Annotated in this window: 26 protein-coding genes; 16 read left to right on the plus strand and 10 right to left on the minus strand. The window is 68.5% G+C overall.

The window, feature by feature from the left end; translation table 11 throughout:
- The first annotated feature begins 4 nt into the window (after positions 1-4).
- The 7 genes from ED92_RS38970 to ED92_RS39000 all read left to right on the plus strand — a co-directional run bounded on the left by ED92_RS38970 (position 5) and on the right by ED92_RS39000 (position 7,382).
- Complete coding sequence (locus ED92_RS38970) at positions 5-1,171, plus strand: ROK family transcriptional regulator (RefSeq protein WP_052121261.1); 1,167 nt, start codon at positions 5-7, stop codon at positions 1,169-1,171.
- Between the two features lie 90 nt (positions 1,172-1,261).
- A complete protein-coding gene (locus ED92_RS38975) occupies positions 1,262-2,281 on the plus strand; it encodes an ABC transporter substrate-binding protein (RefSeq protein WP_037347609.1) in 1,020 nt (339 codons plus the stop codon).
- On the plus strand, positions 2,278-3,039 hold the full coding sequence (locus ED92_RS38980; RefSeq protein WP_037347611.1) for an ABC transporter ATP-binding protein: 762 nt from the start codon (positions 2,278-2,280) through the stop codon (positions 3,037-3,039). The genes ED92_RS38975 and ED92_RS38980 overlap by 4 nt, the downstream gene beginning before the upstream one ends.
- Positions 3,039-3,878: an ABC transporter permease gene (locus tag ED92_RS38985; RefSeq protein WP_037347614.1), complete on the plus strand. Its 840-nt coding sequence runs from the start codon at positions 3,039-3,041 to the stop codon at positions 3,876-3,878. Before ED92_RS38980 ends, ED92_RS38985 begins: the two co-directional genes overlap by 1 nt.
- Positions 3,875-5,197 (plus strand): LLM class flavin-dependent oxidoreductase, encoded by a 1,323-nt coding sequence (locus ED92_RS38990; RefSeq protein ID WP_255355415.1) that lies wholly within the window; start codon positions 3,875-3,877, stop codon positions 5,195-5,197. The genes ED92_RS38985 and ED92_RS38990 overlap by 4 nt, the downstream gene beginning before the upstream one ends.
- A complete protein-coding gene (locus tag ED92_RS38995) occupies positions 5,194-6,096 on the plus strand; it encodes a TauD/TfdA family dioxygenase (protein WP_037347617.1) in 903 nt (300 codons plus the stop codon). Before ED92_RS38990 ends, ED92_RS38995 begins: the two co-directional genes overlap by 4 nt.
- A gap of 71 nt (positions 6,097-6,167) precedes the next feature.
- Positions 6,168-7,382, plus strand: coding sequence for an RNA polymerase sigma factor (locus ED92_RS39000; protein ID WP_037347620.1), 1,215 nt, complete (start codon positions 6,168-6,170; stop codon positions 7,380-7,382).
- Here the strand turns inward: ED92_RS39000 and ED92_RS39005 are convergent.
- Both ED92_RS39005 and ED92_RS39010 read right to left on the minus strand, forming a co-directional pair.
- Positions 7,379-7,825 carry a nuclear transport factor 2 family protein gene (locus tag ED92_RS39005; protein WP_037347622.1) on the minus strand — a complete coding sequence of 149 codons (447 nt, stop codon included), beginning with the start codon at positions 7,823-7,825 and terminating at the stop codon, positions 7,379-7,381. The genes ED92_RS39000 and ED92_RS39005 overlap by 4 nt on opposite strands.
- 3 nt (positions 7,826-7,828) lie before the next feature.
- Entirely contained in the window at positions 7,829-8,704 is an 876-nt protein-coding gene (locus ED92_RS39010) for a TIGR03619 family F420-dependent LLM class oxidoreductase (protein WP_037347624.1), read from the minus strand.
- A gap of 112 nt (positions 8,705-8,816) precedes the next feature.
- Between ED92_RS39010 and ED92_RS39015 the strand changes: the two genes are divergently transcribed.
- Positions 8,817-9,590: a hypothetical protein gene (locus ED92_RS39015; protein WP_037347625.1), complete on the plus strand. Its 774-nt coding sequence runs from the start codon at positions 8,817-8,819 to the stop codon at positions 9,588-9,590.
- Between the two features lie 88 nt (positions 9,591-9,678).
- On the opposite strand, the gene ED92_RS39020 is transcribed toward ED92_RS39015, so the two are convergent.
- Positions 9,679-10,488, minus strand: a complete 810-nt coding sequence (locus ED92_RS39020; RefSeq protein ID WP_037347626.1) for an Fpg/Nei family DNA glycosylase — start codon at positions 10,486-10,488, stop codon at positions 9,679-9,681.
- A gap of 1 nt (position 10,489) precedes the next feature.
- A complete protein-coding gene (locus tag ED92_RS39025; protein ID WP_007034718.1) occupies positions 10,490-10,963 on the minus strand; it encodes a ribose-5-phosphate isomerase in 474 nt (157 codons plus the stop codon).
- Positions 10,964-11,008: 45 nt separating this feature from the next.
- Between ED92_RS39025 and ED92_RS39030 the strand changes: the two genes are divergently transcribed.
- Together ED92_RS39030 and ED92_RS39035 are read left to right on the plus strand one after the other, a co-directional pair.
- On the plus strand, positions 11,009-11,728 hold the full coding sequence (locus tag ED92_RS39030; protein ID WP_235213508.1) for a 2-phosphosulfolactate phosphatase: 720 nt from the start codon (positions 11,009-11,011) through the stop codon (positions 11,726-11,728).
- Complete coding sequence (locus ED92_RS39035) at positions 11,725-12,528, plus strand: MBL fold metallo-hydrolase (protein WP_037347627.1); 804 nt, start codon at positions 11,725-11,727, stop codon at positions 12,526-12,528. The genes ED92_RS39030 and ED92_RS39035 overlap by 4 nt, the downstream gene beginning before the upstream one ends.
- On the opposite strand, the gene ED92_RS39040 is transcribed toward ED92_RS39035, so the two are convergent.
- On the minus strand, positions 12,525-13,145 hold the full coding sequence (locus ED92_RS39040; protein ID WP_037347628.1) for a DSBA oxidoreductase: 621 nt from the start codon (positions 13,143-13,145) through the stop codon (positions 12,525-12,527). The genes ED92_RS39035 and ED92_RS39040 overlap by 4 nt on opposite strands.
- 167 nt (positions 13,146-13,312) lie before the next feature.
- Between ED92_RS39040 and pepN the strand changes: the two genes are divergently transcribed.
- Entirely contained in the window at positions 13,313-15,886 is a 2,574-nt protein-coding gene (pepN, locus tag ED92_RS39045; RefSeq protein WP_037347631.1) for an aminopeptidase N, read from the plus strand.
- Positions 15,887-15,970: 84 nt separating this feature from the next.
- Here pepN and ED92_RS39050 read toward each other — a convergent pair whose 3' ends face one another.
- Positions 15,971-16,453 carry a DUF5130 family protein gene (locus ED92_RS39050; RefSeq protein WP_037347633.1) on the minus strand — a complete coding sequence of 161 codons (483 nt, stop codon included), beginning with the start codon at positions 16,451-16,453 and terminating at the stop codon, positions 15,971-15,973.
- Positions 16,440-16,703, minus strand: a complete 264-nt coding sequence (locus tag ED92_RS39055) for a hypothetical protein (RefSeq protein WP_037347636.1) — start codon at positions 16,701-16,703, stop codon at positions 16,440-16,442. The genes ED92_RS39050 and ED92_RS39055 overlap by 14 nt, the downstream gene beginning before the upstream one ends.
- A gap of 278 nt (positions 16,704-16,981) precedes the next feature.
- On the opposite strand from ED92_RS39055, the gene ED92_RS39060 reads away from it, so the two are divergent.
- Complete coding sequence (locus tag ED92_RS39060; RefSeq protein ID WP_016332309.1) at positions 16,982-17,335, plus strand: hypothetical protein; 354 nt, start codon at positions 16,982-16,984, stop codon at positions 17,333-17,335.
- A 118-nt stretch (positions 17,336-17,453) separates the two neighbouring features.
- Here ED92_RS39060 and ED92_RS39065 read toward each other — a convergent pair whose 3' ends face one another.
- A complete protein-coding gene (locus tag ED92_RS39065) occupies positions 17,454-17,948 on the minus strand; it encodes an HNH endonuclease (protein WP_007034711.1) in 495 nt (164 codons plus the stop codon).
- A 409-nt stretch (positions 17,949-18,357) separates the two neighbouring features.
- Between ED92_RS39065 and ED92_RS39070 the strand changes: the two genes are divergently transcribed.
- The 3 genes from ED92_RS39070 to ED92_RS39080 are packed head-to-tail and all read left to right on the plus strand — an operon-like array spanning position 18,358 to position 21,304.
- The gene (locus ED92_RS39070; protein WP_037347637.1) at positions 18,358-19,335 is read left to right on the plus strand and encodes a mechanosensitive ion channel family protein; all 978 of its coding nucleotides are present in this window, start codon (positions 18,358-18,360) and stop codon (positions 19,333-19,335) included.
- A 20-nt stretch (positions 19,336-19,355) separates the two neighbouring features.
- Complete coding sequence (locus ED92_RS39075) at positions 19,356-19,751, plus strand: globin (protein WP_037347639.1); 396 nt, start codon at positions 19,356-19,358, stop codon at positions 19,749-19,751.
- Positions 19,751-21,304: a glycoside hydrolase family 13 protein gene (locus tag ED92_RS39080; RefSeq protein ID WP_037347642.1), complete on the plus strand. Its 1,554-nt coding sequence runs from the start codon at positions 19,751-19,753 to the stop codon at positions 21,302-21,304. Before ED92_RS39075 ends, ED92_RS39080 begins: the two co-directional genes overlap by 1 nt.
- A gap of 21 nt (positions 21,305-21,325) precedes the next feature.
- Here ED92_RS39080 and ED92_RS39085 read toward each other — a convergent pair whose 3' ends face one another.
- Positions 21,326-22,777 carry an LVIVD repeat-containing protein gene (locus tag ED92_RS39085; protein ID WP_037347644.1) on the minus strand — a complete coding sequence of 484 codons (1,452 nt, stop codon included), beginning with the start codon at positions 22,775-22,777 and terminating at the stop codon, positions 21,326-21,328.
- An 87-nt stretch (positions 22,778-22,864) separates the two neighbouring features.
- Here ED92_RS39085 and ED92_RS39090 point away from each other — a divergent pair, with 87 nt between their 5' ends.
- Positions 22,865-23,506 carry a DUF305 domain-containing protein gene (locus tag ED92_RS39090; RefSeq protein ID WP_037347646.1) on the plus strand — a complete coding sequence of 214 codons (642 nt, stop codon included), beginning with the start codon at positions 22,865-22,867 and terminating at the stop codon, positions 23,504-23,506.
- 74 nt (positions 23,507-23,580) lie between these two features.
- Here the strand turns inward: ED92_RS39090 and ED92_RS39095 are convergent, their stop codons facing one another.
- Complete coding sequence (locus tag ED92_RS39095; protein ID WP_037347647.1) at positions 23,581-23,859, minus strand: hypothetical protein; 279 nt, start codon at positions 23,857-23,859, stop codon at positions 23,581-23,583.
- Positions 23,860-23,901: the final 42 nt, after the last annotated feature.

The raw sequence follows: 23,901 nt of genomic DNA on the forward strand, positions 1-23,901 counted from the left end.
CACCGTGACCGGCAGGCGGAGCGCCAGTGCCAGCGCGGTGCTCCGCGTGGTGCTGGACGAAGGAGCGATAGCGCGCAGCACCATCGCGCGCCGCACCGGGCTGAGTGCCGCGGCCGTCACGGGGCATGTGGCGGAGCTGATGCGCCGCGGGTTCCTCATCGAGCTGCCCGAGGTCGCGGGCGCGGTCGGCAGGCCGTATGTGCCGCTGGAGCTCGACACCGAGCGGTTCGTGGTGTGCGGAGCACATGTCGCGGTCGACCATCTCACCGTCGGGTTGCTCGATCTGCGCGGGAAAGTGTTGGCACAGCTGGAAGCCCCGCATCACGGCGCCGAGCCGGCCGTGCAGGCGGCGCAGATCGCGGAGCTGCTCGACGACCTTCTCGTCGGACACGCGCCGGAGCGGACGCCACTCGGGCTGGGGGTGGCGACCGGCGGATGGGTCGACGAGGCCTCGGGAACGGTGGTGGAGCACGGGTTGCTCGGCTGGCGCGGGGTCCCGTTGCGCGAACTGCTCACGGAGGTCACCGGTCTCGACGTCCGCGTCGACGGGCATTCGCGGGCGCTCATCCACGCCGAACGCCTGCTGGGGCAACCGCGAGCGCGGAGCAGTGTCGTGCAGTTGTTCACCGGCAACGTGGTCGACGCCGCCTTCGCGACCGGGGACACCGTCCATCATGGACCGAGGTCGGCGGCGGGCGCCGTCGCGCATTTGCGGGTCGACGACAGCGAGGAACCTTGCCGTTGCGGGCGATCCGGCTGTCTCGAAGCGACGGTGTCCGAGCGCACGATCGCCCGTAAAGCCGTCGAAGCGCACATCATCGAAGAACCGGATTTCACCGATGTGCTCCATTTGGCGGCATCGGGAAACAAAGGCGCCGTCGCCCTTTTCCGGGAACGCGCGAGAATCATCGGACAGGCCGCCGCCTTGCTGTTCGACGTCCTCAATCCGGAAATCTTCATCGTGCTCGACCAGAGTGTACGCGACGTCGACGGCTGCCTTTCCACGATCCGGGACGAGGTCGCCCAGCGCTCCTGGATCTGCCAGGACGCGGGGAAAAACGTTGTGGCGTCGAGCTTTCCGGGCACCGAGCTGGCGACGGCCGGCGCGGCGGTCATGCTGAACGCCCTCTACGAAGATCCGCTTTTCACGAACCTCGCCAACGCATCCTGAGTTACTTCACTAAATCGCAAAATTGACGCTCTCCGCCGGGCCTGCGAAGAATCTTCTTCAACGACGCGAACCCGAACGAAAGAGCCCACCGTGAAGAAACCAGTGCCCTTGATCGCCGCGCTCCTCGCCGGATTGGCGCTGTCGGGCTGCGGCGCCTCCGCGACCCCGGCGGGCGTGGCCGGGCAGCCGGAGAAACTCGAACTCCGCTACCAGGGGTCGGCGAACAACGTCACCTTCCCCGAACTCGCCGAAGACCTCGGCTACTTCGGCCCGGTCAAACTCAAATGGGTCGGCAACACGATCAGCGGACCGCAGGACATCCAGTCCGCCGCGACCGACCAGACCGACTTCGGTGGCGCCTTCACCGGCGCGGTCGCCAAACTCGTCGACGCCGGCGCCCCGATCAAGGCCGTCGTCAACTACTACGGCTCCGACGAGAAGACCTTTTTGGGCTTCTACGTCAAGGAGGACAGCCCGATCCGCACCGCGCGTGACCTCATCGGCAAGAAGGTCGGCGTCAACACCGTCGGCGCGAACCTGGAGGCCGCCCTCGACACCTGGCTCAAGCGCAACGGCCTCACCGACGCCGAGATCGACCAGGTGCAGCTCGTCGTCCTGCCCCCGATCAACACCGAACAGGCCCTGCGCAACGGCCAGATCGACGTCGCCGCGCTCAACGGCGTCCTCCAGGACCGAGCCCTCGCGGGAGGCGGGGTGCGGCCGATCGTGAAGGACGTCGAGGCGTTCGGACCGTACAACGGCGGGCCGTACGTGCTGCGGACCGACTTCATCAAGAAGTACCCGGAGACCACGAAAACCTTCGTCACCGGCGTGGCCAAGGCGATCGAGTGGGCGCGCACCACTCCGCGCGAGGAGGTGATCGCCCGGTTCACCAAGATCATCCAGAACCGCGGTCGCAACGAGAACACCGAAACGCTCAAGTACTGGAAGAGCCCCGGTGTCACCAAGGGCGGGCTGATCTCCGACAACGACTACACGCTCTGGACGGACTGGCTCAAGCAGTCCGGGTTCATCAAGAACGACCAGCTCGACCTCAAGAAGATCTACACCAACGAGTTCAACCCGTACCGCGAAGGCGGTGGCGCATGACCGCCAAGATCAGCCTGCGCTCGGTCACCAAGACCTTCGGCGCGTTGACCGCGCTCGACGACGTCTCCCTCGACATCGAGGACGGCACGTTCCTCTCCCTCGTCGGGCCGAGCGGTTCCGGCAAGTCCACACTGCTCGATCTGCTCGGCGGGCTCGCGAAACCCACCTCCGGTGAGGTCCTGATCGACGGGAAACCCGTCACCGGGCCGGGGCTGGATCGCGGGGTCGTGTTCCAGCAGTACGCGTTGTTCCCGTGGCGCACCGCACGGGCCAACGTCGAGTTCGGCCTCGAAGGCGGCACCCTGAACAAACGACAGCGCGCCGAGCGAGCGCGGGAATTCCTCGACCTGGTCGGGCTTTCCGGCTTCGAAGACCATCTCCCCCATCAGCTTTCCGGTGGTATGAAACAACGGGTCGCGATCGCGAGAAGCCTCGCCTACGACCCGGACGTGCTGCTGATGGACGAGCCGTACGCCGCGCTGGACTCCCAGACCCGCGAACTCCTGCAAGAGGAGTTGCGCCGGATCTGGAAACGCACCGGCAAGACCATCGTCTTCATCACCCACAGCATCGAAGAAGCCGTCTACTTAGGACAGAAGGTCGCGGTGCTCACGTCCCGGCCGGGCAGGCTCAAGGACGTCGTCGACATCGACCTCGGCGACCGCTCGAACGACGACCTGCGCTCGGCGCCCGCCTTCGTGGCCCATCGCCATCGGCTGTGGGAACTGCTGCACGACGAGATCCGGAGGGCCGCCTGATGACCGCCACCCTCGAAGCGCCGAAAGTCCACACTGGACTGAAGGCCGCCGAGCGACCCCGCAAGAAGAAGAACCCGTTACGCAAGGCTTTCCGCAGTTCGGCGGCGATCCTGCTCTTCCTCGCCCTCTGGGAGCTGGCTCCCCAATACCTGCTCGACGAAGGCACGAGGACCTTCCTCCCGCCGCTGTCGGAAGACCTCGTCGCGCTCTGGGAGCTGATCCTCAACGGGCAGCTGGCCGACCATCTGCTGGCGAGCCTCGGCCGGTCCGCCGCCGGATTCGTCATCGCGGTGGGCGTCTCGGTGCCGCTCGGCCTGCTGATCGCCTGGTACCGGCCGCTCGCCGAGTTCCTGAACCCGTTGCTGGAACTGGCCCGCAACACCGCCGCGCTGGCCCTGCTGCCGGTGTTCACGCTCCTGCTCGGCATCGGCGAGGTGTCCAAGATCGCGCTGATCGTCTACGCCTGCGTCTGGCCGGTGCTGCTCAACACGATCGCCGGGGTGAACACCGTGGATCCGTTGCTGGTCAAGGCCGCGCGCTCACTCGGGCTGTCGAGCCCCAGCCTGTTCCGGAAGGTGATCCTGCCGTCGGCGGTGCCGACCATCTTCACCGGGATCCGGATGGCGGCGGCGTATTCGATCCTCATCCTCATCGCCGCCGAGATGGTCGGCGCCAAGGCCGGGCTCGGCTACCTGATCAACAACTCGCAGGTCAACTTCCAGATCCAGCAGATGTACGCCGCGATCATCACGGTGTCGGTGCTGGGCCTGGCCATCAACGCGGGCTTCGTCGCACTGGAGCGGCGGTTCTCCACCTGGCGTGTCAAGGAGAAGGCGTGAAGCACTTACACCTCAACGCGTTCGTGATGCCGAACGGTCATCACGAGGCGGCGTGGCGGCATCCGAGCACGGATCCGCACCGCGCCGCGACGCTGAAGCACTACGTCGACATCGCCCGCACGGCGGAGCGCGGCAAGCTGGATTCGCTGTTCCTCGCCGACGGTGTCGCCTTGTGGGGCAACGTCCGCTACAACTCCCACACCCTGTTCGAGCCGCTGACGTTGCTTTCCGCGCTGGCCGGGGCGACCGAGCGCATCGGCCTGATCGCCACCGCGTCCACGACCTACAACGAGCCGTACCACCTGGCGCGGAAGTTCGCGTCGCTCGACCATCTCAGCGGCGGGCGCGCGGGCTGGAACATCGTGACGTCGGCGGGTGAGGACGAGGCGCGCAACTTCAATCGCGACGCCCGGCCGGCGCATGCGTTGCGGTACGAGCGCGCCACCGAATTCGTCGAAGTGGCCAGGAAACTCTGGGACAGCTGGGACGACGACGCGGCGGTGATCGACAAGGCGAGCGGCGTCTACGCCGACACCGACCGCATCCACCCGATCGACCACAACGGCCCGCATTTCCAGGTCCGCGGCCCGCTCAACATCCCGCGTCCGGTGCAGGGACATCCGTTGCTCGTCCAGGCCGGTTCGTCGGAGACGGGCAAGGAGTACGCGGCCCGGTTCGCCGAGGCGGTGTTCACCGCGCAGCAGACCTTCGCCGAGGGCAAGGCTTTCTACGACGACGTCAAGGGAAGGCTCGCGAAATACGGCCGCTCGCCGGAGGAGATCAAGATCCTGCCGGGGATCAGCCCGATCCTGGGGCGCACCGAGGCCGAAGCGAAGGAACGCGAGGCCGAACTCAACGCCCTCATCACGCCCGCGTACGGCGTGCGGCAGCTGTCGAACATGCTCGACCACGACCTGACGCCGTACCCGCTCGACGGTCCGCTGCCCGACGTCGGCACGTTCACCGAGGGCGCTCAGAGCCGGTTCGAGCTGGTCACGGGCCTGGCGCGACGCGAGAACCTCACCATCCGTCAGCTGATCGAGCGGCTGGCGGGTGGCCGGGGACACCGCGTCTTCGCCGGAACCGCCACGCAGGTGGCCGACCAACTGGAGCACTGGTTCACCGAAGGCGCCGCGGACGGTTTCAACGTCATGCCGCCCACGCTGCCGGGAGGTCTCGAGGACTTCGTCGACCTCGTGGTGCCCGAGCTGCAGAGACGCGGCCTTTTCCGCACCGAGTACACCGCCACGACCTTGCGCGGCCACTACGGCCTCGCCCGCCCAGTCCACCGCACCCCAGTGAAGGAGCACGCCGCATGACCGCCCTCAACACCCAGGTCGAAGTCCGCAAGATCACCGGCAGGATCGGCGCGCAGGTGCTCGGCGTCGACCCGGCCAAGGAACTCGACGCCGCGACCGTCGCGTTCGTGACCGACGCCCTGCACGAGCACAAGGCGCTCGTCTTCCGCGATGTCGACCTCGACGACGCGGGCCAGCAGCGGTTCGCCGAGCACTTCGGCGAACTGACCAAGGCGCACCCGACCGTCCCGTCGGTGGACGGCGAACCCGCGATCCTGCCGGTCGACAGCGAACAGGGCCGCGCGAACCAGTGGCACACCGACGTCACCTTCGTGCACAACCCGCCGAAGGCCAGCACGCTGCGCAGCCTGGTCGTCCCTCCGTACGGCGGGGAGACGCTGATCGCCAACTCGGCCGCCGCGTACCGAGATCTGCCGGAGCCGCTCCGGGCGTTCGCCGACACGCTGCGCGCCGAGCACACCAACGACTACGACTACGCGAAGGCGCCCGAGACCCTCGACGACGCGGAGCGGGAACGCCGCGCGGTGTTCGTCTCGCAGAAGTTCCGCACGGTTCACCCGGTGGTGCGAGTGCATCCGGTCACCGGGGAACGCGGGCTGTACATCGGCGGGTTCGCGCAGCGGATCATCGGGCTGTCGAAGGGCGAGTCGCGGGACATCCTGCGGCTGCTGCAGTCGTACGTGACCCGGCCGGAGAACGTCGTCCGGGTGAGCTGGGAGCCGAACCAGCTGGTGCTGTTCGACAACCGCATCACCCAGCACTACGCCGTCGACAACTACGACGACCTGCCCCGCCGCCTGAACCGCGTGACCGTGGCGGGCGACGTCCCGGTGGGCATCGACGGGGTGCCCAGCGAATCCCTCGAAGGCGACGCTTCGCACTACTCCCCCGTCGCCTGACACCCCCGCATTTAGTCCTCTGGATGCGTACCAACCGCATCCAGAGGACTAAATGCGGTAAGACTGGCGTCGTGAAGACCGATCGTCAGGTGGAAGCGCTCCTGAGGGAGCTGGCCCCGCAGGTCATCGGGTTGCTGGTGCGCAAGCACGGGCAGTTCGACGCCTGCGAGGACGCCGTCCAGGAGGCCCTGCTCTCGGCCGCGCAGCAATGGCCGGAGCAGGGCGTCCCGGACAGCCCGAAGTCCTGGCTCGCGACGGTCGCGTCACGGCGGCTGGTCGACGAGTGGCGCAGCGAAAGCGCACGAAGGCGGCGCGAAGAGAACGACGCGCTGATGGACCCCGCCCCGGCCACGGTGTCCGATTCGGACGACACCCTCACCGTCCTTTTCCTGTGCTGCCACCCGTCTTTGTCCGCGCCGTCGCAACTCGCGCTCACGCTGCGCGCCGTCGGCGGGCTGACCACTGGCGAGATCGCGAACGCGTTCCTGGTCCCGGAATCGACCCTCGCCCAGCGGATCAGCCGCGCGAAACAGACCATCAAGAAGGCGGGCGCCGAGTTCGTCCTGCCGCCGTCCGCGGAACTCGGCGAACGGCTCCGTGTCGTCCTCCAGGTGCTGTACCTGATCTTCAACGAGGGCTACACGACCAGCGGCGGCCCCGACCTGCACCGCGCCGACCTGACCGCGGAGGCGATCCGGCTCACCCGGCTGCTCCGGCGGCTCATGCCCGACGAGGACGAGGTCACCGGCCTGCTCGCGCTGATGCTGCTGACCGACGCCCGCCGGGCCGCCCGCGCCGGCGACGACGGCTCGCTCGTCCCGCTCGCCGAGCAGGACCGCACGCGCTGGAACGCGGAAACGATCGCCGAAGGGGTTTCGCTGGTGAGCGAGGCGCTGGAGTCGGGTCCGGTCGGGCCGTATCAGGTGCAGGCCGCGATCGCCGCCGTCCACTCCGAGGCGGCCACCGCGGCCGACACGGACTGGCCTCAGATCCTCGCGCTCTACGACGTCCTCGAAAAGGTCTCGCCCGGACCCGTCGTCACGCTCAACCGCGCCGTCGCGGTCGCCGAGGTCAACGGGCCGGAAGCGGGTCTGGAACTGCTGGCCACGCTCGACGACGACAGCCGGATGAGCCAGACGCACCGGCTCGATTCCGTCCGCGGGCACCTGCTGGAACTGGCCGGGGACACCGCCGCCGCGCGCGAGGCCTACCTCCGGGCCGCCGGGAAGACGGCCAGCGAACCCGAGCGGCAGTACCTGACCCGGCGCGCGGAGCGGCTCGCCTAGTCTTCGGCCTTGCGGGCCGTGGCCAGGGCGCGCTCGGTCTCCCAGAACGCGCGCATCGACACGATCAGCCCGTCCTCGCGCACCCGGTAGACGAACACGCCGTCGGTGTCGACGCGGTAGCCACCGGGCAGGTACGTGGTGATCGTGCCGACGTTCGCGACCTCGTCGCCGGCCGCGTGGGAATCGCGGATGGTGAACCGGAAGCGTTCGACGTTGGCGATCGTCTTGTCCCAGAAGGCACTGATCCCGTCGTGCCCGTGGTGTCCCTTGCCTTCTTCGTCGAACATCGACTTGCCGATCGGGTCCTCGACAACGGCGTCGCCGGCGAAGAGTCCGAGCCAGGCGGACTTGTCCCCCGCGGTGACCGCGGTCATCGAAGCGAACGCGGCCTGCCGCGCGGGCGGCTGCTCGGCGGCCGGATCCCAGCAGACGTCGACACCCATGGTTCAGTCTCCGATCTTCGCGATGATCTCGTCGCCGAACTTCTTGATGGAATCGAGCTTCGGGCCGACCTCGGCGTCGAAACCGAGGCCGTCGAACACCCACGGCATGGTGATGATGTCGGTGACGCCGATGTCGCCCTGCTCGCGATAGCCGTCGAGACCGAACTTGTCGATGCAGACGGCCTGATACTCGAAGGGATCTTCGGCGCGGCCCTGTTCGGCCAGCAGCCCGCGCAGTTTGGCGATCGTGTCACGGAGGTCGTCGAACTTCATCATCGCCGAAGACCAGCCGTCGGCGACGCGGGCCGCCCGGCGCAGCGCGACGTCGGTGTGGCCGCCGATGTAGAACGGCACCCGCGACGGCGGTGTCGGGCTCATGCGGAGCTTGTCGAAGTCGAAGAACTCGCCGTGGAACTCGACCATCCCGCCTTCGAGGATCAGGCGCAGCACCTCGATGGCCTCGTCGACGCGTTTGCCGCGCTTCTCGTACGGCGCGCCGCACCAGCGGAACTCCTCCGGTGACCAGCCGACGCCGAGCCCGAGCCCGAAACGGCCACCGGTCAGCGCCGCGACCGAGTTGACCTGGCGGGCGAGCAGGACCGGGTTGCGGGAGCCGAGTTTGAGCACGGAGGTGTAGAACGTGAGCCGCTCGGTGACGGCGCCCATCGAGGCGGCCGCGATCAGCGGATCGGCCCAGGGCGTCTCCTCGGTCCAGAAGCGGCTGCCGTCGGGCGTGTACGGATAGTCGGCCGAGACCGTTTCGGAATAGAACAGGGAATCCGGGAGCGCGATCGAGGAGAAACCCGCCTCTTCGGCGGCCCGGGCGAGCTCGCCCAGCTGATCGAGCGGATTCATCGCGATCGACAGGGTGAACTTCATGGAGCCGAACTATAACGTGTTCTAGTTTCGCCCGCCAGTGCGCGCGGGGAACCCCCGGCGGGTTCCCCGCGTTGATCCGGTCAAAGGCCGAACGATTCCTGGAGTTGAACCCATGGGCACCGCGATCTTCCTGATCGTGCTCCTCGTCGTCGTGGTCGGCGGCGGCATCTACTTCGCGAAATCCCAGGCGGCGGCCAAGAAACGCCAGCTGGACGACGCGAAGGCGGACGCACGGCGCCTCGTCGAACGACTGGGCGGTCAGGTCATGAACCTCACCGGCACGGACACCGCCTCCCAGCAGGCGATGGCGGACGCGTCCGAACGTTTCACCGCCGCCGGCTCCCAGATGGAGCAGGCGCAGACCGTCGAGCAGGCCCGGCTGGTGCGCGAGACCGCCATCGAGGGGCTCTATTACGTCCGCGCGGCGCGGCTGGCGATGGGCATGGACCCCGGTCCGGAACTGCCCGGCAGCGAAGAGCGCGATCGGGCGGGCAAGGTCACCGAGTACCGCTCGGTCGACGTCGAGGGCGAGCACTACGAGGCTTCGCCGGATCCGAGCCAGCGCACGCCGCACTACTACCCCGGTGGCCGGGTGGCGGGCCGTCCGGTGCCGCAGGGCTGGTACAGCGAGCCGTGGTGGAAGCCCGCGCTCGTCGCCGGTGCCTGGGGTCTCGGCTCGATGCTGCTGTTCAGCGCGATGTTCTCCGGGATGGCGGGGATCGCGAGCGCGTCGGCCTGGGAGTCGGGTTACGACGCGGGCCAGGAGGACGCGGGTGCCGGCGGTGACGCGGGCGACGCCGGAGGCGACATGGGCGGGGACGCCGGTGGGTTCGACGGCGGCGGCTTCGATGGTGGCGGGTTCGATGGCGGAGGCTTCGACTTCTAGCCCGCGCCCCGCCCTTCAAGCGCTATGAAAGGTCCTTTCCTTGCAAATTTCGCAAGGAAAGGACCTTTCATGGCATCCGGGTAGTCCCTCAGGCGGGCTGGCAGGTCGGGCACCAGAAGAGGTTCCGCGCCGCCAGATCGCTCCGCAGCACCGCTGTCCCGCACACGAGACACGGCATCCCCTCGCGCCGGTAGACGTAGACCTCGCCACCGTGCCGGTCCTGCCGCGGCGCGCGGCCGGTGACCTCGGGCAGATGCTCCGGCGCGACCGTGTCGATCCGTCCCACCCGGACACCGTGCCGCATGAGCGTCACGAGATCCGCCCACATGTCGTCCCACAGCCCGCGATCGAGCGCGCGGCCCGGGACGAGCGGGGCGACACCGTGCCGGAACAGCACTTCGGCGCGATACACGTTGCCGACGCCCGCCAGCACCGACTGGTCCATCAGCAACGCCGCGATCGACGTCTTCGACCGCGAGATCCGTTCCCACGCCTTGTCCGGCTTGGCGTCACGCCGCAGCGGATCCGAGCCCAATCGCGCCTTGATCGCGTCGACCTGCGGCGCGTCGAGGAGTTCGCACCGCGTCGGGCCGCGCAGGTCGGCGTAATGCGTCGGACCCGCCAGCCGCATCCGCACCTGCCCGACGGGCTCGGGAGCGGGCAGCGGCTCGTCGGAGAACGTGCCGTAGAGGCCGAGGTGGACGTGCACCGTCCCGTGTGGACCGTAGTCGTGGAACAGGTGTTTCCCGTACGCCTCGGCCTTCACCAGCACCCGGCCGTCCAAACGGGACGCTTCGGCGGCGAACCGTCCCTGCGGACTGCGCACCTCGACCGGGTGACCGGCGAAACGGCGTTTGTGCAGACGTGCCAAGCGATGGAGCGTGTGCCCCTCGGGCATGTCAGTGCTCGGGAAGCGGCGGCGGCCAGCCGGTGTTCTCGTAGTCCAGGATCTGCTGGACGCGGCGGCCGTGGCGCTCGTCCGGGCTCGGCGGGGTCGCGAGGAACGCCTCGACGATCTCCGTGGCCTCTTCGGTGGTGTGCATCCGCGCGCCGACGCCGATCAGCTGGGCGTGGTTGTGCTCGCGGGTGAGCTTCGCGGTCTCGACGCTCCACGCGAGGCCGGCGCGAGCGCCCTTCACCTTGTTGGCCGCGATCTGCTCGCCGTTGCCGGAGCCGCCGACGACGATGCCGAGGCTGCCCTCGTCCGCGACGACGCGGCGGGCCGCCTCGATGCAGAACGCGGGGTAGTCGTCGGCCGCGTCGTAGACGAAGGGGCCGACGTCCTCGACGTCGTGGCCCTGCTCCTTGAGGTGGGCCACGAGGTGGTTCTTCAGTTCGAAACCGGCATGGTCGGAGCCAAGGTAAACACGCACAGCGCGGAGTCTGCCATCACGTTCCGGCGCGGGCATGCTGTGGGGGTGGACATCAGGCTCGAATGGGGACCCGAGGGGGTCGCCGCCTTGGGCGCGGACTGCGCCGTGCTCGTCGTGGTCGACGTGCTTTCCTTCTGCACCACAACGGATCTCGTCCTGGGGAACGGCGGCCGCGTGCTGCCGGTCCGCTGGCGCGATCATCGCGGCGAAGAGGCCGCGAAAGCGCGGGGCGCCATCCTCGCGGGTGAAAGCGAATGGACTTTGCGACCTTCGTCTGTGACGGAAATCCCTTCCGGCACGCTCCTGGCGCTGCCGTCCCCCAATGGCGCCACGCTCTGCGACGCCGCCGCCACGACCGGTGCCCGGGTTCTGGCGGGCTGCCTGCGCAACGCGTCCGCCGTCGCCGCCCGCGCGGCGGAACTCGCGGACGGACGACCGATCGGTGTCATCCCGGCCGGGGAACGCTGGGGCATCGACATGCGCACCGAGGTCAAGACTTTCGGGCCGCTGAGGCCGTGCGTCGAGGACCAGCTCGGTGCGGGCGCGATCGTCGCGGCCCTGGACGGCTACGGCCGCCTGTCCGCCGAGGCCCGTCTCGCCGCCGTCGCGGCAAAAGCGATCGACATCGCCGAAGCACTGACAGAGTGTTCTTCCGGGCGCGAGCTCGCCGCGGCCGGGCACGCGAACGACGTGAAGCTGGCAGCCGAGCTCGACACGAGCGGCACGGTTCCCGTGCTGCGCAACGGAATTCTGGAGGATTCGTGACTTGGCTCGAACTCGCGGACGGCGTGTACGCCCGCCGTTACGAGGAGCTGGACCTGACCGTCGGCCTCGTCGTGGGCGGCGAGCGCTGCCTGGTCGTCGACGTGCGCGGTGACGTCGACCAGGGTGCCGAACTGGCCGCGGCGGTGCGGGAGATCACGCCGCTGCCGTGGTCGGTCGTCTACACCCACGCGCATTTCGATCACGCCTTCGGCACGACGGCGTTCCTGCCGTGCGACGTCTGGGCGCACGAAGGGTGCCTGACCGAGCTGACCACCTACGGCGACGGCGCACGGCTCAAATGGATCCAGCACTATCTCGGCGAAAACCGCCCGGAGATGGCGGAGGCGCTGGAGCGCACCGAAATCACCCTGCCGGACAAACCCGTCGTCGACACCGCCGAGATCGACCTCGGTGGCCGCACCGTCGTGCTGCGCTACCTCGGCCGGGCCCACACGGATCACGACCTGTTCGTGCACGTGCCCGACGCGGGTGTGGTCTACGCGGGCGACGCCGTCGAGAACGCCGAAGCCGGCTTCAGCGCGTTCTCCTTCAACGACGGCAGCTTCCTGGCCGAATGGCCGGACGTGATGGACGCGATCCTCGCGCTGGAGCCGAAGATCATCGTCGCCGGGCACGGAGACCCCGTCGACATCGCCTTCATCGAGAAGCACCGAGACGGGCTGCGCGAACTCATCGCGCTCAAGACCGCGATCGCGGCGGGAGACCTCACGACGGACGAAGCCGTCGCGAGGTCCTCCTACCCCGAAGATGTCACCAGGGCTGCCCTGGAAACTCCTTAGTCGAAGTTCAGCTCACCGGACCGGGTGCGCTTCAGCTCGAAGAAGTCCGGGTAGCTCGCCAGCGCGCGGGCGCCGTCGAACACCTTGACGGCGTCCTCGCCCCGCGGGATCGAGCTGAGCACCGGGCCGAAGAAGGCGACGCCGTCGATGTGGATGGTCGGGGTGCCGACGTCCATTCCGACCGGATTCATACCTTCGTAGTGACTCTTTTTGAGCGCTTCGTCGTACTCGGTCGACTCGGCGGCCTCGGCCAGCTCGGCCGGGGCACCGATGGCCTCGAGGGTCTCCTTGATGACCTTCGGGATGTCCTTGTCGCCCTGGTTGTGGTGGCGCGTGCCGAACTCCGTGTAGAAGTCGCGCAGGGCCTCTTCGCCGTTCTTCTGCGCCAGCGCGGTGGCGACGCGGACGGGGCCCCAGCCGCGCTCCAGCAGCTCCTTGTACTGCTCAGGCAGGTCCTCGCGGCCGCTGTTGAGCTCGGACAGGCTCATGATCCGGAACCTCAGGTCGAGGTCGCGGTGCTTCTCCACTTCGAGGATCCAACGCGAGCTGATCCAGGCGAAGGGGCAGATCGGGTCGAAGTAGAAGTCGACCTTGGTCTTCTCGGACGGGGCGGTCATCAGGTTCTCCCAGTGCCATCGTCTTGGGGTGGTCCGGTACACACACAGTGCTACACAGCGGCCAACATCGCCGCCGTCGGCGTTGTTCCCGTCGTCAGCACGGGCTCCGACATGATTGGATGCCTGTAGTTGGAAACCAAAACCGATACCGATGACCAGAGGTGCCAGTGCCCGCCCCCAACCTGACCCGAGACCAAGCCAAGCTGCGCGCGGATCTGCTCGACGTCGAGTCCTACGACATCGAGCTCGATCTGACCGACGGCCGTGGCGGTCCCGGTGAGAAGACCTTCACGTCGAAGACGACGATCAAGTTCGCGAGCGCCAGAAGCGGCGAAGCGTCGTGGGTCGACATCGTCGCCGAGGGGATCGAGTCGGCCGTCCTCAACGGGACGGAACTCGACGTCAGCGGGTACGTCGAGGACAAGGGCGTCGAGCTGCCCGGGCTCGCCGAGTCGAACGAGCTCGTCGTGGACGCGGTCTGCCGGTACATGAACACCGGCGAGGGCCTGCACCGGTTCGTCGACCCGGTCGACGACGGCGTCTACCTCTACACGCAGTTCGAGACCGCGGACGCGAAGCGCATGTTCGCCTGCTTCGACCAGCCCGACCTCAAGTCGGTCTACCGGCTCACCGTGATCGCGCCGAAGGACTGGAAGGTCATCTCGAACGCGCTGGTCGAATCCACCGAGGAGACCCCGGAAGGGGCCGTCCGCACGGTGTTCAAGGTGTCCGAGCGGATCTCGACGTACCTGGTCGCGCTGATCGCGGGCCCGTACAGCGAGTGGCGCGACGAATTCTCCGACGAACACCGCACGATCCCGCTGGGCATCTACTGCCGCGCCTCGCTCGCCGAGCACATGGACGCGGACAAGCTGTTCACCGAGACCAAGCAGGGTTTCGCCTTCTACCACGAGAAGTTCGCGACCCCGTACCCGTTCTCCAAGTACGACCAGCTGTTCGTGCCGGAGTTCAACGCGGGCGCGATGGAGAACGCCGGCGCGGTCACCTTCCTGGAGGACTACGTCTTCCGCAGCCGGGTCACCCGCTACGCCTACGAGCGCCGCGCCGAGACGCTGCTGCACGAGATGGCACACATGTGGTTCGGCGACCTGGTCACCATGCGCTGGTGGGACGACCTGTGGCTGAACGAGTCGTTCGCGACCTTCGCGAGCGTGCTGGCCCAGGCCGAGGCCACCGAGTACAAGAACGCGTGGACCAGTTTCGCGAACATCGAGAAGTCGTGGGCGTACCGGCAGGACCAGCTGCCCTCGACGCACCCGATCGCCGCGGACATCGTCGACCTGCACGCGGTCGAGGTGAACTTCGACGGCATCACCTACGCCAAGGGCGCGAGCGTCCTCAAGCAGCTCGTCGCCTATGTCGGACTGGAGCACTTCCTCGAAGGCCTCAAGGTCTACTTCGGCAAGCACGCCTGGGGCAACGCGACCCTGGCGGACCTGCTGGGCGCGCTGGAAGAGGCCTCGGGCCGCGACCTGTCGTGGTGGAGCGCGCAGTGGCTGGAGACCACCGGTCTCAACTCGCTGAGCCCGCGCTACGAGGTCGGCGCCGACGGCACGTACACCGCGTTCGCCGTCACGCAGACCGGCGCCAAGCCGGGTGCCGGTGAGCTGCGCACCCACCGCGTCGCGGTCGGCGTCTACGACGAGGACGAGAACGGCAAGATCGTCCGCAAGCACCGCGTCGAGCTCGACGTGGACGGCGAGCGCACCGAGGTGCCGGGGCTGGTCGGGCTCCCGGCGGGCAAGCTCGTGCTGGTCAACGACGACGACCTGACCTACTGCACGATGCGGCTCGACCCGGCGTCGCTGACCACGCTGATCGACCGCATCGCCGACATCACCGAACCGCTGCCCCGCACGCTGTGCTGGTCGGCGGCGTGGGAGATGACGCGCGAAGCCGAGCTCAAGGCCCGCGACTTCGTCACGCTGGTGCAGCGCGGCGTGCACACCGAGACCGAGGTCGGCGTGGTGCAGCGGCTGCTGCTGCAGGCGCAGACGGCGCTGAACTCGTACGCGAAGCCGGAGTGGGCGGCGGACAAGGGCTGGCCGGAGTTCTCCGCGCGGCTGCTGGAGCTGGCGCAGGGCGCCGAGGCCGGTTCGGACCACCAGCTCGCGTTCGTGAACTCGCTCGCCGGTTGCGTGCTCGACGACAAGACGCTGGCGATCATCGCGGGCTGGCTCGACGGCACGGCGCCGCTGGAGGGCCTGACCGTCGACACCGACCTGCGCTGGCGGCTGCTGCACGCGCTGGTCGCGCACGGCAAGGCGGAGAACGCCGAGATCGACGCGGAACTCGGCAAGGACGACACCGCCGCCGGACGGCGCCAGGCGGAGCGCTCGCGGGCGCTGCGGCCGACCGCCGAGGCGAAGGCCGACGCGTGGCAGCGGGCGGTGTACGACGACGAGCTGCCCAACGCGGTCAGCGACTCGCTCATCACCGGCTTCTCCCACCCGGGCCAGAAGCACCTGCTGGGCGACTACGTGACGCGCTACTTCGAGGTCATCGACGAGGTGTGGCAGCGGCGCTCCAGCGAGCGGGCGCAGCCGACCGTGGTCGGGCTGTACCCGTCGTGGGCCGTCGAGCCGGCGACCGTCACGGCGTCGGACGAGTGGCTGGCCGGGGAACACCCGGCGGCGCTGCGCCGTCTCGTGTCGGAAGGCCGGGCCGGGATCGTGCGGGCGCTGGCCGCGCGTGAGTTCGACTCGCAGGCCGGCAACTAGTCCCGTAACGCAATGAAAGGTCCTTTCCTCGCAAATTTTGCGAGGAAAGGACCTTTCATTGCACTTGAAGCGGCTTGAAGAGCGTCAGTGCTGCGGAGCGCCCGCCTGGTCGCTCAGCATGCGGAGGGCGTTCACGAGGCCACCGACGAGGTCGCCTTCCTTGAACGAGGCCACCATGCTGGCCACGGCGAGCTTCGCGCCGCGGTCGGGCAGACGGTGCCGGGCCTGGGAGCCCGTCACGATCTCGATCGCCCGCTGGCCGGGCGACACGGCGATGACGACACCGTCGGCCGCGTTGTCCGTCGAGGCCAGCAGCCCTTCGGCGGTGGCACGGGTGTCCTCGCCGAGGTCGCCCAGGTACACGCTGAAGTCCAGGCCGGTCTCACGGCTGGCGAGCGTCAGCGCCTCGTCCAGCCGGGCGAGCTGCTGGGTCGTGAATGGGCTGATCGGACCAGCCGGTTCGTACATCTTGGCGGCGGAAATCCGGCCGCTCGAGGTAACGGCGGCGCCGTAACCGGGCTCTTCGTCAACAGCGGTGGACGAATGGGTCAGTTCACCAGTTGCCACGAGCGCCTCCCGTCACCGTCGCTCCGTCCGCGGCGACGACGGCGGTCGCGCCGCCCTCGTTCGCGTGCGAATGCCTCGCGCCGACACCGTCGGGGTTGGCGCTCCACCACATGGCCGGGTACTCCCACGGCTGCCCCGGCCGGTACCGGGCGACGCCCGCGCCCTTCGACCGCAGCGTGGCCACCCCGCACAGCGCGTAGATGGCCAAGGGGATCACCGCGAAGACCAGGATCGTCTCGACAAGGTTCACGCGCGTGAGCGTATCCGATGGCGTGCGGCCGCACCCGCTCGCACGGCCCCTACCGCTCATCGTCCTCAGGTGGCCGTCCGCCGCTTGCCGCGAAAGCGCTCCCACGTTGGGGCGAAGCCCGCAAGGCCGAAAGGTTGCAACTCAACGTACGGGCGGCCGCACCCGGCGCTGTCGTCTTGTCGCGGCCTTGAAATCCTCGTAGCTTTTTCACCTGTACGGGCCTTGCGCCCAGCTCCCCCACCCCAGCAGGTAACGCACCGGTCGCAGGAGGATATGTCATGCAGAGCACCCAGACACCCGGCCAGGCGATCATCGACGACATTTCGTCACTCTTCGAAATTGGATTCGTCCCCGGTACGCGTGTGACGGCGGGCACACGGGTTACGCGCGGTACTCGCGTCACTCGCGGTACGCGGGTCACCGCCGGGACCCGGGTCACCCGCGGAACCCGCGTCACGCGTGGCACCCGCGTCACCGCCGGAACCCGCGTCACCCGTGGCACGCGAGTCACCCGTGGCACCCGCGTGACGGCGGGCACCCGCGTCACCTGCGGCACGCGTGTCACTCGCGGCACCCGGGTCACCCGTGGCACCCGCGTCACCTGCCAGAGCGACTTCTCTCTCGCCGCCTGAGTCCGAGCGCGACCGGTTTGTAGGGGAACGGCGTACTCGTAGCGAGCTTCACCACGGCGTCATCGGCCCGCCCCGGCCGCCGAAAGGCAGCCGGGGCGCCGACGTGTTCATGGTCGGATCAGGCCGCGGTTCCCAGGTACGGCCGCCACAACGGGTCGGCCTCCTTCGAATGCGCGAGCAGCCGCCAGTGCGGCCCGTGCGGGGCCCTCGGCACGACGCGCAGGCGCCAGCCGATCTCGGAAAGCAGCTTGTCCGCCTTCCGGTGGTTGCACTTGGCGCAACACGCCACGCAGTTCGTCCAGCTGTGAGGCCCTCCGCGACTGCGCGGGACGACGTGGTCGATGGTCTCGGCCCGCCCTCCGCAGTAGGCGCAGCGGTACCGGTCGCGGTGCATCAGCCCGGCCCGGGTCAGCGGCACCTGCGCGCGGTAGGGCACGCGCACGTAGGTACTCAGCCGGATCACCGAAGGCACGGGCAGCGAGACCGTGGCGGCGTGCAGTTCGAGCCCCGCCGGGTCTCCGTGCACCACCTCGGCCTTGCCGCACATCACGAGGACCACCGCGCGCCGCAACGGCAGCGCCGTGAGCGGTTCGAACGTGGCGTTCAACAGCAATACCCGTCTGCGGCCCCACGAAGTCGTAGTGGGTGCCGCCGTAGTCGACGGATCCCGCCCTCTACGCTGTCCGGGCGGGCGGGCAACACCCCCTGGCCGCGTTCCCGGCCCGCCCGGTGGGGCCCCGTGCGAGGGGGCACCTCCCGGATGGGCGCGCAACACGACCTCCGGCGCCTGTCCGGCCACGGCTTGGCTCGGGACGCCGAGGGGGATGGGTTGTCGGTCTGGCACTCGACCACCTCCACCGGTGCAGGCATAGTCGACCACAGATCAGCCCCAAAGTGCACGTGTGTTACTGGACGTGTCACATGCGCGCGACCCGGCGGCCACATGAAGTTGGGTGTTTCGCATCCGCCGGGGCGTGTGGCGTGACCGATCCCCGCCGAGTACGAAAGGACATTTCCTCTCCGTGAACCTGCTGCCCACCGAACCCCCGGCCTGCACGCGCGAAGCCGGGAGCCTGTGCTACCAGGTGTTCCAGGTCACAAAGAACGAATGGCTCTCCGCGTCCGCGGGCTGGCTGCTGACGAAGCCGCTCAGGATCCTGATGATCGTCGCCGTGGCGTTCCTGCTGCGGTACCTCGTGCGGCGCCTGATCAACCGCGTGACGCGGATGCCGAGCGGATCGTCGAAACTGCCCGCCCTGTTGAGACCGCTGCGGGAGAAGGCTCCCGAAGTGCTCGGGTCGGCGGTGATGGAACGGCGCCGTCAGCGCGCCGCCACCATCGGCTCGGTGCTCAAGTCGATGGCCACGTTCCTGATCTACGGCCTCGCGTTCATCCTGGTGCTGGGCGAACTGGGTATCGACCTCGCACCGATCATCGCTTCGGCGGGCATCGTCGGCGTGGCGCTCGGATTCGGCGCGCAGAACCTGGTCAAGGACTTCCTGTCCGGCATGTTCATGATGATCGAGGACCAGTACGGCGTCGGTGACGTCGTCGACGTCGGCGAGGCGTCCGGCACCGTCGAGGCCGTCGGCCTCCGGATCACCACCCTGCGTGACATCAACGGCACCGTCTGGTACGTCCGCAACGGCGAGGTGCTGCGGGTCGGCAACTCGAGCCAGGGCTTCGCGGTGGCCGTCGTCGACGTCCCGCTCAGCTACTCCGCCGACGTCGAGAAGGCCACCGAACTGATGGCCGAGAAGGCGAAGACGCTCCTGGAGAGCGAAAGCCTCTCCCCGAACGTGCTGGAACCGCCGGAGATGCTCGGTGTGGAAACCGTCACGCCCGAAGGCATCAAGCTCCGGCTGACGGTGAAGGTCCGGCCGGGCAAGCAGTGGGCCGTGCAGCGCGCGCTGCGGGCACACCTGCTCGCCGCACTCGACGAAGCCGGCTTCGAGCCACCTCTGGGGCGCTTTATGTCGTCCGGCCCGGCCTCGCAGTAGGACAAGGGCAGAATGGAGCTGTGTCCGTGACCGAACCTGATCCCACCACCTTGTACGAAGCCATCGGCGGCGAACCGGTGTTCACCCGGATCGTCGCGCGGTTCTACGCCGAAGTGGCGGTCGACGAGGTGCTTCGCCCGCTGTACCCGGAGGAGGACCTCGGCCCGGCCGAGGAGCGTTTCCGGCTGTTCCTCATGCAGTACTGGGGCGGCCCGCACACCTACTCCGACCAGCGCGGTCACCCGCGGCTGCGGATGCGGCACGCCCCGTTCAAGATCGGCCCGATCGAACGCGACGCCTGGCTGCGCTGCATCAAGATCGCGGTCGACGAGGAGCACATCGAGGAGCCCTACCGCGGGCAGCTGTGGGCGTACCTGGAGATGGCCGCCAACAGCATGATGAACAGTTTCGTGTGATGGAACGCGACGTGGCTTGGTGGGCCCAGGCGGTCTTCTACCAGGTCTACGTGCGCTCGTTCGCCGATTCGGACGGGGACGGCGTCGGTGACCTCGAAGGCATCCGCGGCAAGCTCGGGTACCTGGAGCTGCTCGGGGTCGACGCGCTGTGGCTGACGCCGTTCTACCGCTCCCCCATGGCCGATCACGGCTACGACATCGCCGACCCGCGCGACGTCGACCCGATGTTCGGCACGCTCGGCGATTTCGACGTCCTGCTGACCGAGGCGCACAAACGCGGCATCAAGGTCACCGTCGACGTCGTCCCCAACCACACCAGCAACACCCACGCCTGGTTCAAATCGGCGATGGCGGCGCCGCCGGGCAGCCCGGAGCGGGATCGCTACATCTTCCGTGACGGGCTCGGCCCGCGCGGCGACCAGCCGCCGAACAACTGGGTCAGCTCGTTCGGCGGCCCGGCGTGGACCCGGGTGCCGGACGGCCAGTGGTACCTGCACCTGTTCTCGCCGCAGCAACCGGATCTGAACTGGGCCAACCACGAGGTCGCCGCCGATCTGGAGCGGACGCTGCGGTTCTGGCTTGATCACGGCGTGGACGGGTTCCGCATCGACGTCGCGCACGGTATGGCGAAACCGCCGGGCCTGCCGGACATGGACCCACGGGTGAACCCGCTGGGGCCGAGCGAGTTCTACGATCCGCGCTTCGACAACGACCGCGTCCACGAGATCCACCAGATGATCCGCAAGGTGCTCGACGAATACCCGGGCACCATGGCCGTCGGCGAGATCTGGGTGACCGACGAGGAACGCCTCGCCCGCTATCTGCGGCCGGACGAGCTGCACCTGGCGTTCAACTTCCGGCTCGTCCTCACGCATTTCGACGCGGACGCGCTGCGGACGGCCATCGAGCGGTCCCTGGCGGTGCCGAAGGCCGCCGGGGCGCCCGCCACCTGGACGTTGAGCAACCACGACGTCTGGCGGCAGGTCAGCCGGTACGGCGGCGGTGAACGCGGTGTCCGGCGCGCCAGGGCGATGGCGCTCGTCGAGCTGGCGCTGCCCGGTGCGGCCTATCTGTACAACGGCGAGGAACTGGGGCTCGGCAACGTCGACATCCCGCCCGACGCGGTCGCGGACCCGCGCGCCAAGATCTCCGGTGCCGAGTTCGGCCGGGACGCGTCACGCGTGCCGCTGCCGTGGGAAGGCGACCTGCCGCCGTTCGGTTTCTCGCGCAATCCGAGGACGTGGCTGCCGATGCCCGCCTCGTGGGCGCCGGTGACCGTCGAAGCGCAGCTGGAGGATCCGGCGTCGACGCTCTCGCTGTACCGGCGGGCGATCGAGATCCGCAAGTCGCACCAGGCTTTCCGCGGGGACGAGCTGGAGTGGTACGGCGCCCCGGCCGGCTGTTTCGCGTTCCGGCGGCGTGGCGGCGGGCTGGTCTGCGCGCTGAACACGTCGGCGAGCCCGATCGCGTTGCCGCCGGGCGAGGTGCTGCTGTCGAGCGTGCCGTTGGTGAACGGGAAACTGCCGCCGGACGCGGCCGCCTGGCTCGTCTGAGCCAGGACGGCCGCTAGGCGATCAGTTGTTGAAGCCCGGGTGCAGCTTGTACTGCGTCTGGGCGTTGAACTGGTTCTGCCGGACGAGCTTCGCCGGGAAGGTCCGCCAGTCGTTGAGGTCCAGCACGTCCAGGCCCTTCACGATGTCGGACGAGAAGATGTAGCCGTTGTACCAGTACGTCGACCACGTCCCGCCGCCGACGAGCTTCTCGTTCGAGAGCGGGCCCCGCTCCCAGAACGCGATCTCCTTCGGGTTCTTCGCGTCGGTGAAGTCCCACACCGAGACGCCGCCCTGGTACCAGGACTGGACCATGATGTCCTTGCCCGGCACCGGGATCAGCGAACCGTTGTGCGCCACGCAGTTCTCGGTCTCGGACTGCAGCCGCGGGATCTTGTAGTAGCTGACGAACTCCAGCTTGCGGTCGTCGCCGCGGCCGGTGATCTGGTAGATGCCGTTGGCACCGCGGGTGGAGCCGAACTTCTCCAGGCAGGTCGCCATCCCGCCGCCGCCGAGTTCGTCGGTGAAGACGATCTTGGTGGCGTCGTTGTTGAAGGTGGCGCTGTGCCAGAACGCGAAGTTCACGTTGTCCTGGACCCGGTTGATGACCCGCGGCTTGAGCCGGTCGGAGATGTCGAGCAGGACGCCGTCACCCATGCAGGCGCCGGCCATCAGGTCCTTCTCCGGCAGCGCCGTGAGGTCGTGGCAACCGGTGGTCGCCGAGCGACGGGTGCCGTCGGGGTTGGTGCCGCCTTCGTTGCCGCCGTCCGGGAACAGCACCGGCGTCGCGACCAGCGCGGCCTTCGCCGGGTCCTTCACCGGGACCTTGATGATGGACAGCTTGTCGTGCGGCGGCTGGCAGTCGGGCAGGTTCGCCGCCGGCGCGTACGACGAGACGTAGATAAAGACGTCCTTGCCGCGCTTGTCCGGTACCAGGGTGTTGGTGTGCGAACCGCAGTCGGTCTCGATCGCCGCGACGTACTTCGGCGCCGCGAGGTTCGAGATGTCGAAGATCTTGATGCCCTCCCACGCCGACTTCTCCGACGCGGGCTTCGCGACGCTGTTGCACGAGTTGTCGCTGCGCGACGAGTCGGTCGACAGGAAGAGCAGGTCCCCGGAGATCGACACGTCGTTCTGCCCGCCGGGGCACAGGACCTGGCTGACGATCTTCGGGCGGTACGGGTTGCGGACGTCGAAGACGTTGAACCCGTCGTAGGTACCGATGATCGCGTGACCCTTGGTGAACGCGATGTCGGTGCCGGTCGAGTCCTTGGTGAACGGTCCCTGCTGCGGGACGTTCGCGATCGACCGGAGATTCGGGCTGTGGACGATCTCGTCCACACCCGGGATCGCGGCCGCCGACGGTTCGGCGACGACGGCCGGCGCGGCGAGCGCACTGGAGGCCCCGAGTGCGGCGACCGCGGCCGCCGACACGAAGACCCTGGTCAAGCGACGTTTCAGCCCAGGCTGCAGCACGATATGGCTCTCCTTCCACCCAGCTTTACGCGCACCTTATTCCTTATTTAGGCTCAGCAGATACCGACCAACGGAGGAACTCCCGGGATGCGAAAAAGTTTGACATCGGCGCTGGTCGCCGCCGCTTTCCTCGTCTCGGGCTGCACCGGTGACGCGGAGCCCGCCGCACCGGCCCAGAGCGCGCCGGTGATCGCCCCCGGCAAACCCGGCGAACAGGCGAGCACCGGATCCCGCGGCCCGGTGAACCGCGATCAGCCCAACGAGGCCGACGTCGAGTACATGACGATGATGATCCCCCACCATCAGCAGGCGAAGGTGATGACCGACCTGGTGCCGGGCAAGACGGCCAACGAGCAGATCCGGGCGATCGCCGGGCGGATCTCGGTCGCGCAGGACGGCGAGATCGCGATGATGAAGACCTGGCTGGCCGACCGCGGCAAGCCGGTGCCGGGCGAAGGGCACGCGGGCCACGGGGGCGGGCACGATCACGCGCTCATGCCGGGGATGGCGACCGAGGCCCAGCTGGCGGATCTGCGCGCGGCGAACGGGGCGGCGTTCGAAAAGCTGTTCCTCGACCTGATGATCGCGCACCACCAGGGCGCGCTGACCATGGCCGAAGCCCAGCTCGGCAAGGGCGTGGAGATCAAGGCGCAGGAGATGGCGCAGGAGGTCATCACCGGGCAGACCGCCGAGATCGAGCGCATGAAAGCGATGCGCGGAAAGCTCTGATCCCTCGCGTTCCGTCCTCTGAATGCGGTAGTTCGTAACGCCAACTACCGCATTCAGAGGACGAAACGCGGGAGTCAGGCGTCACCGGAGCCCATGTCGCCGAAACCGGAGTCGCCGGAGTCGTCATCGAGGGTGCCCGAGACGATCCAGGTCGCCAGCGCGGCGGCCTGGACGTAGGGCGCCGCCTTCGCCGCGGCCCGTCCGGCGCTCTTGGCGCGGCCCCACTTCTCCGGGCGTTCGGCGCGTTCGGGCGCCTCCTCACCCGGCGGGCGCTCGGTCCGCCACGGCGTCTCCTCCGGCCGGACCTCGGCGAGGAAGTCCGCGGTGGGGTCGTCCCCGTCCTTGTCGTTCATGGAGACAGCATGACGCCGCGGGCGGCCGGAAGCCACCCGCGG

The sequence above is a fragment of the Amycolatopsis sp. MJM2582 genome (assembly GCF_000754115.1).
Classification (GTDB): Bacteria; Actinomycetota; Actinomycetes; order Mycobacteriales; family Pseudonocardiaceae; genus Amycolatopsis; species Amycolatopsis japonica.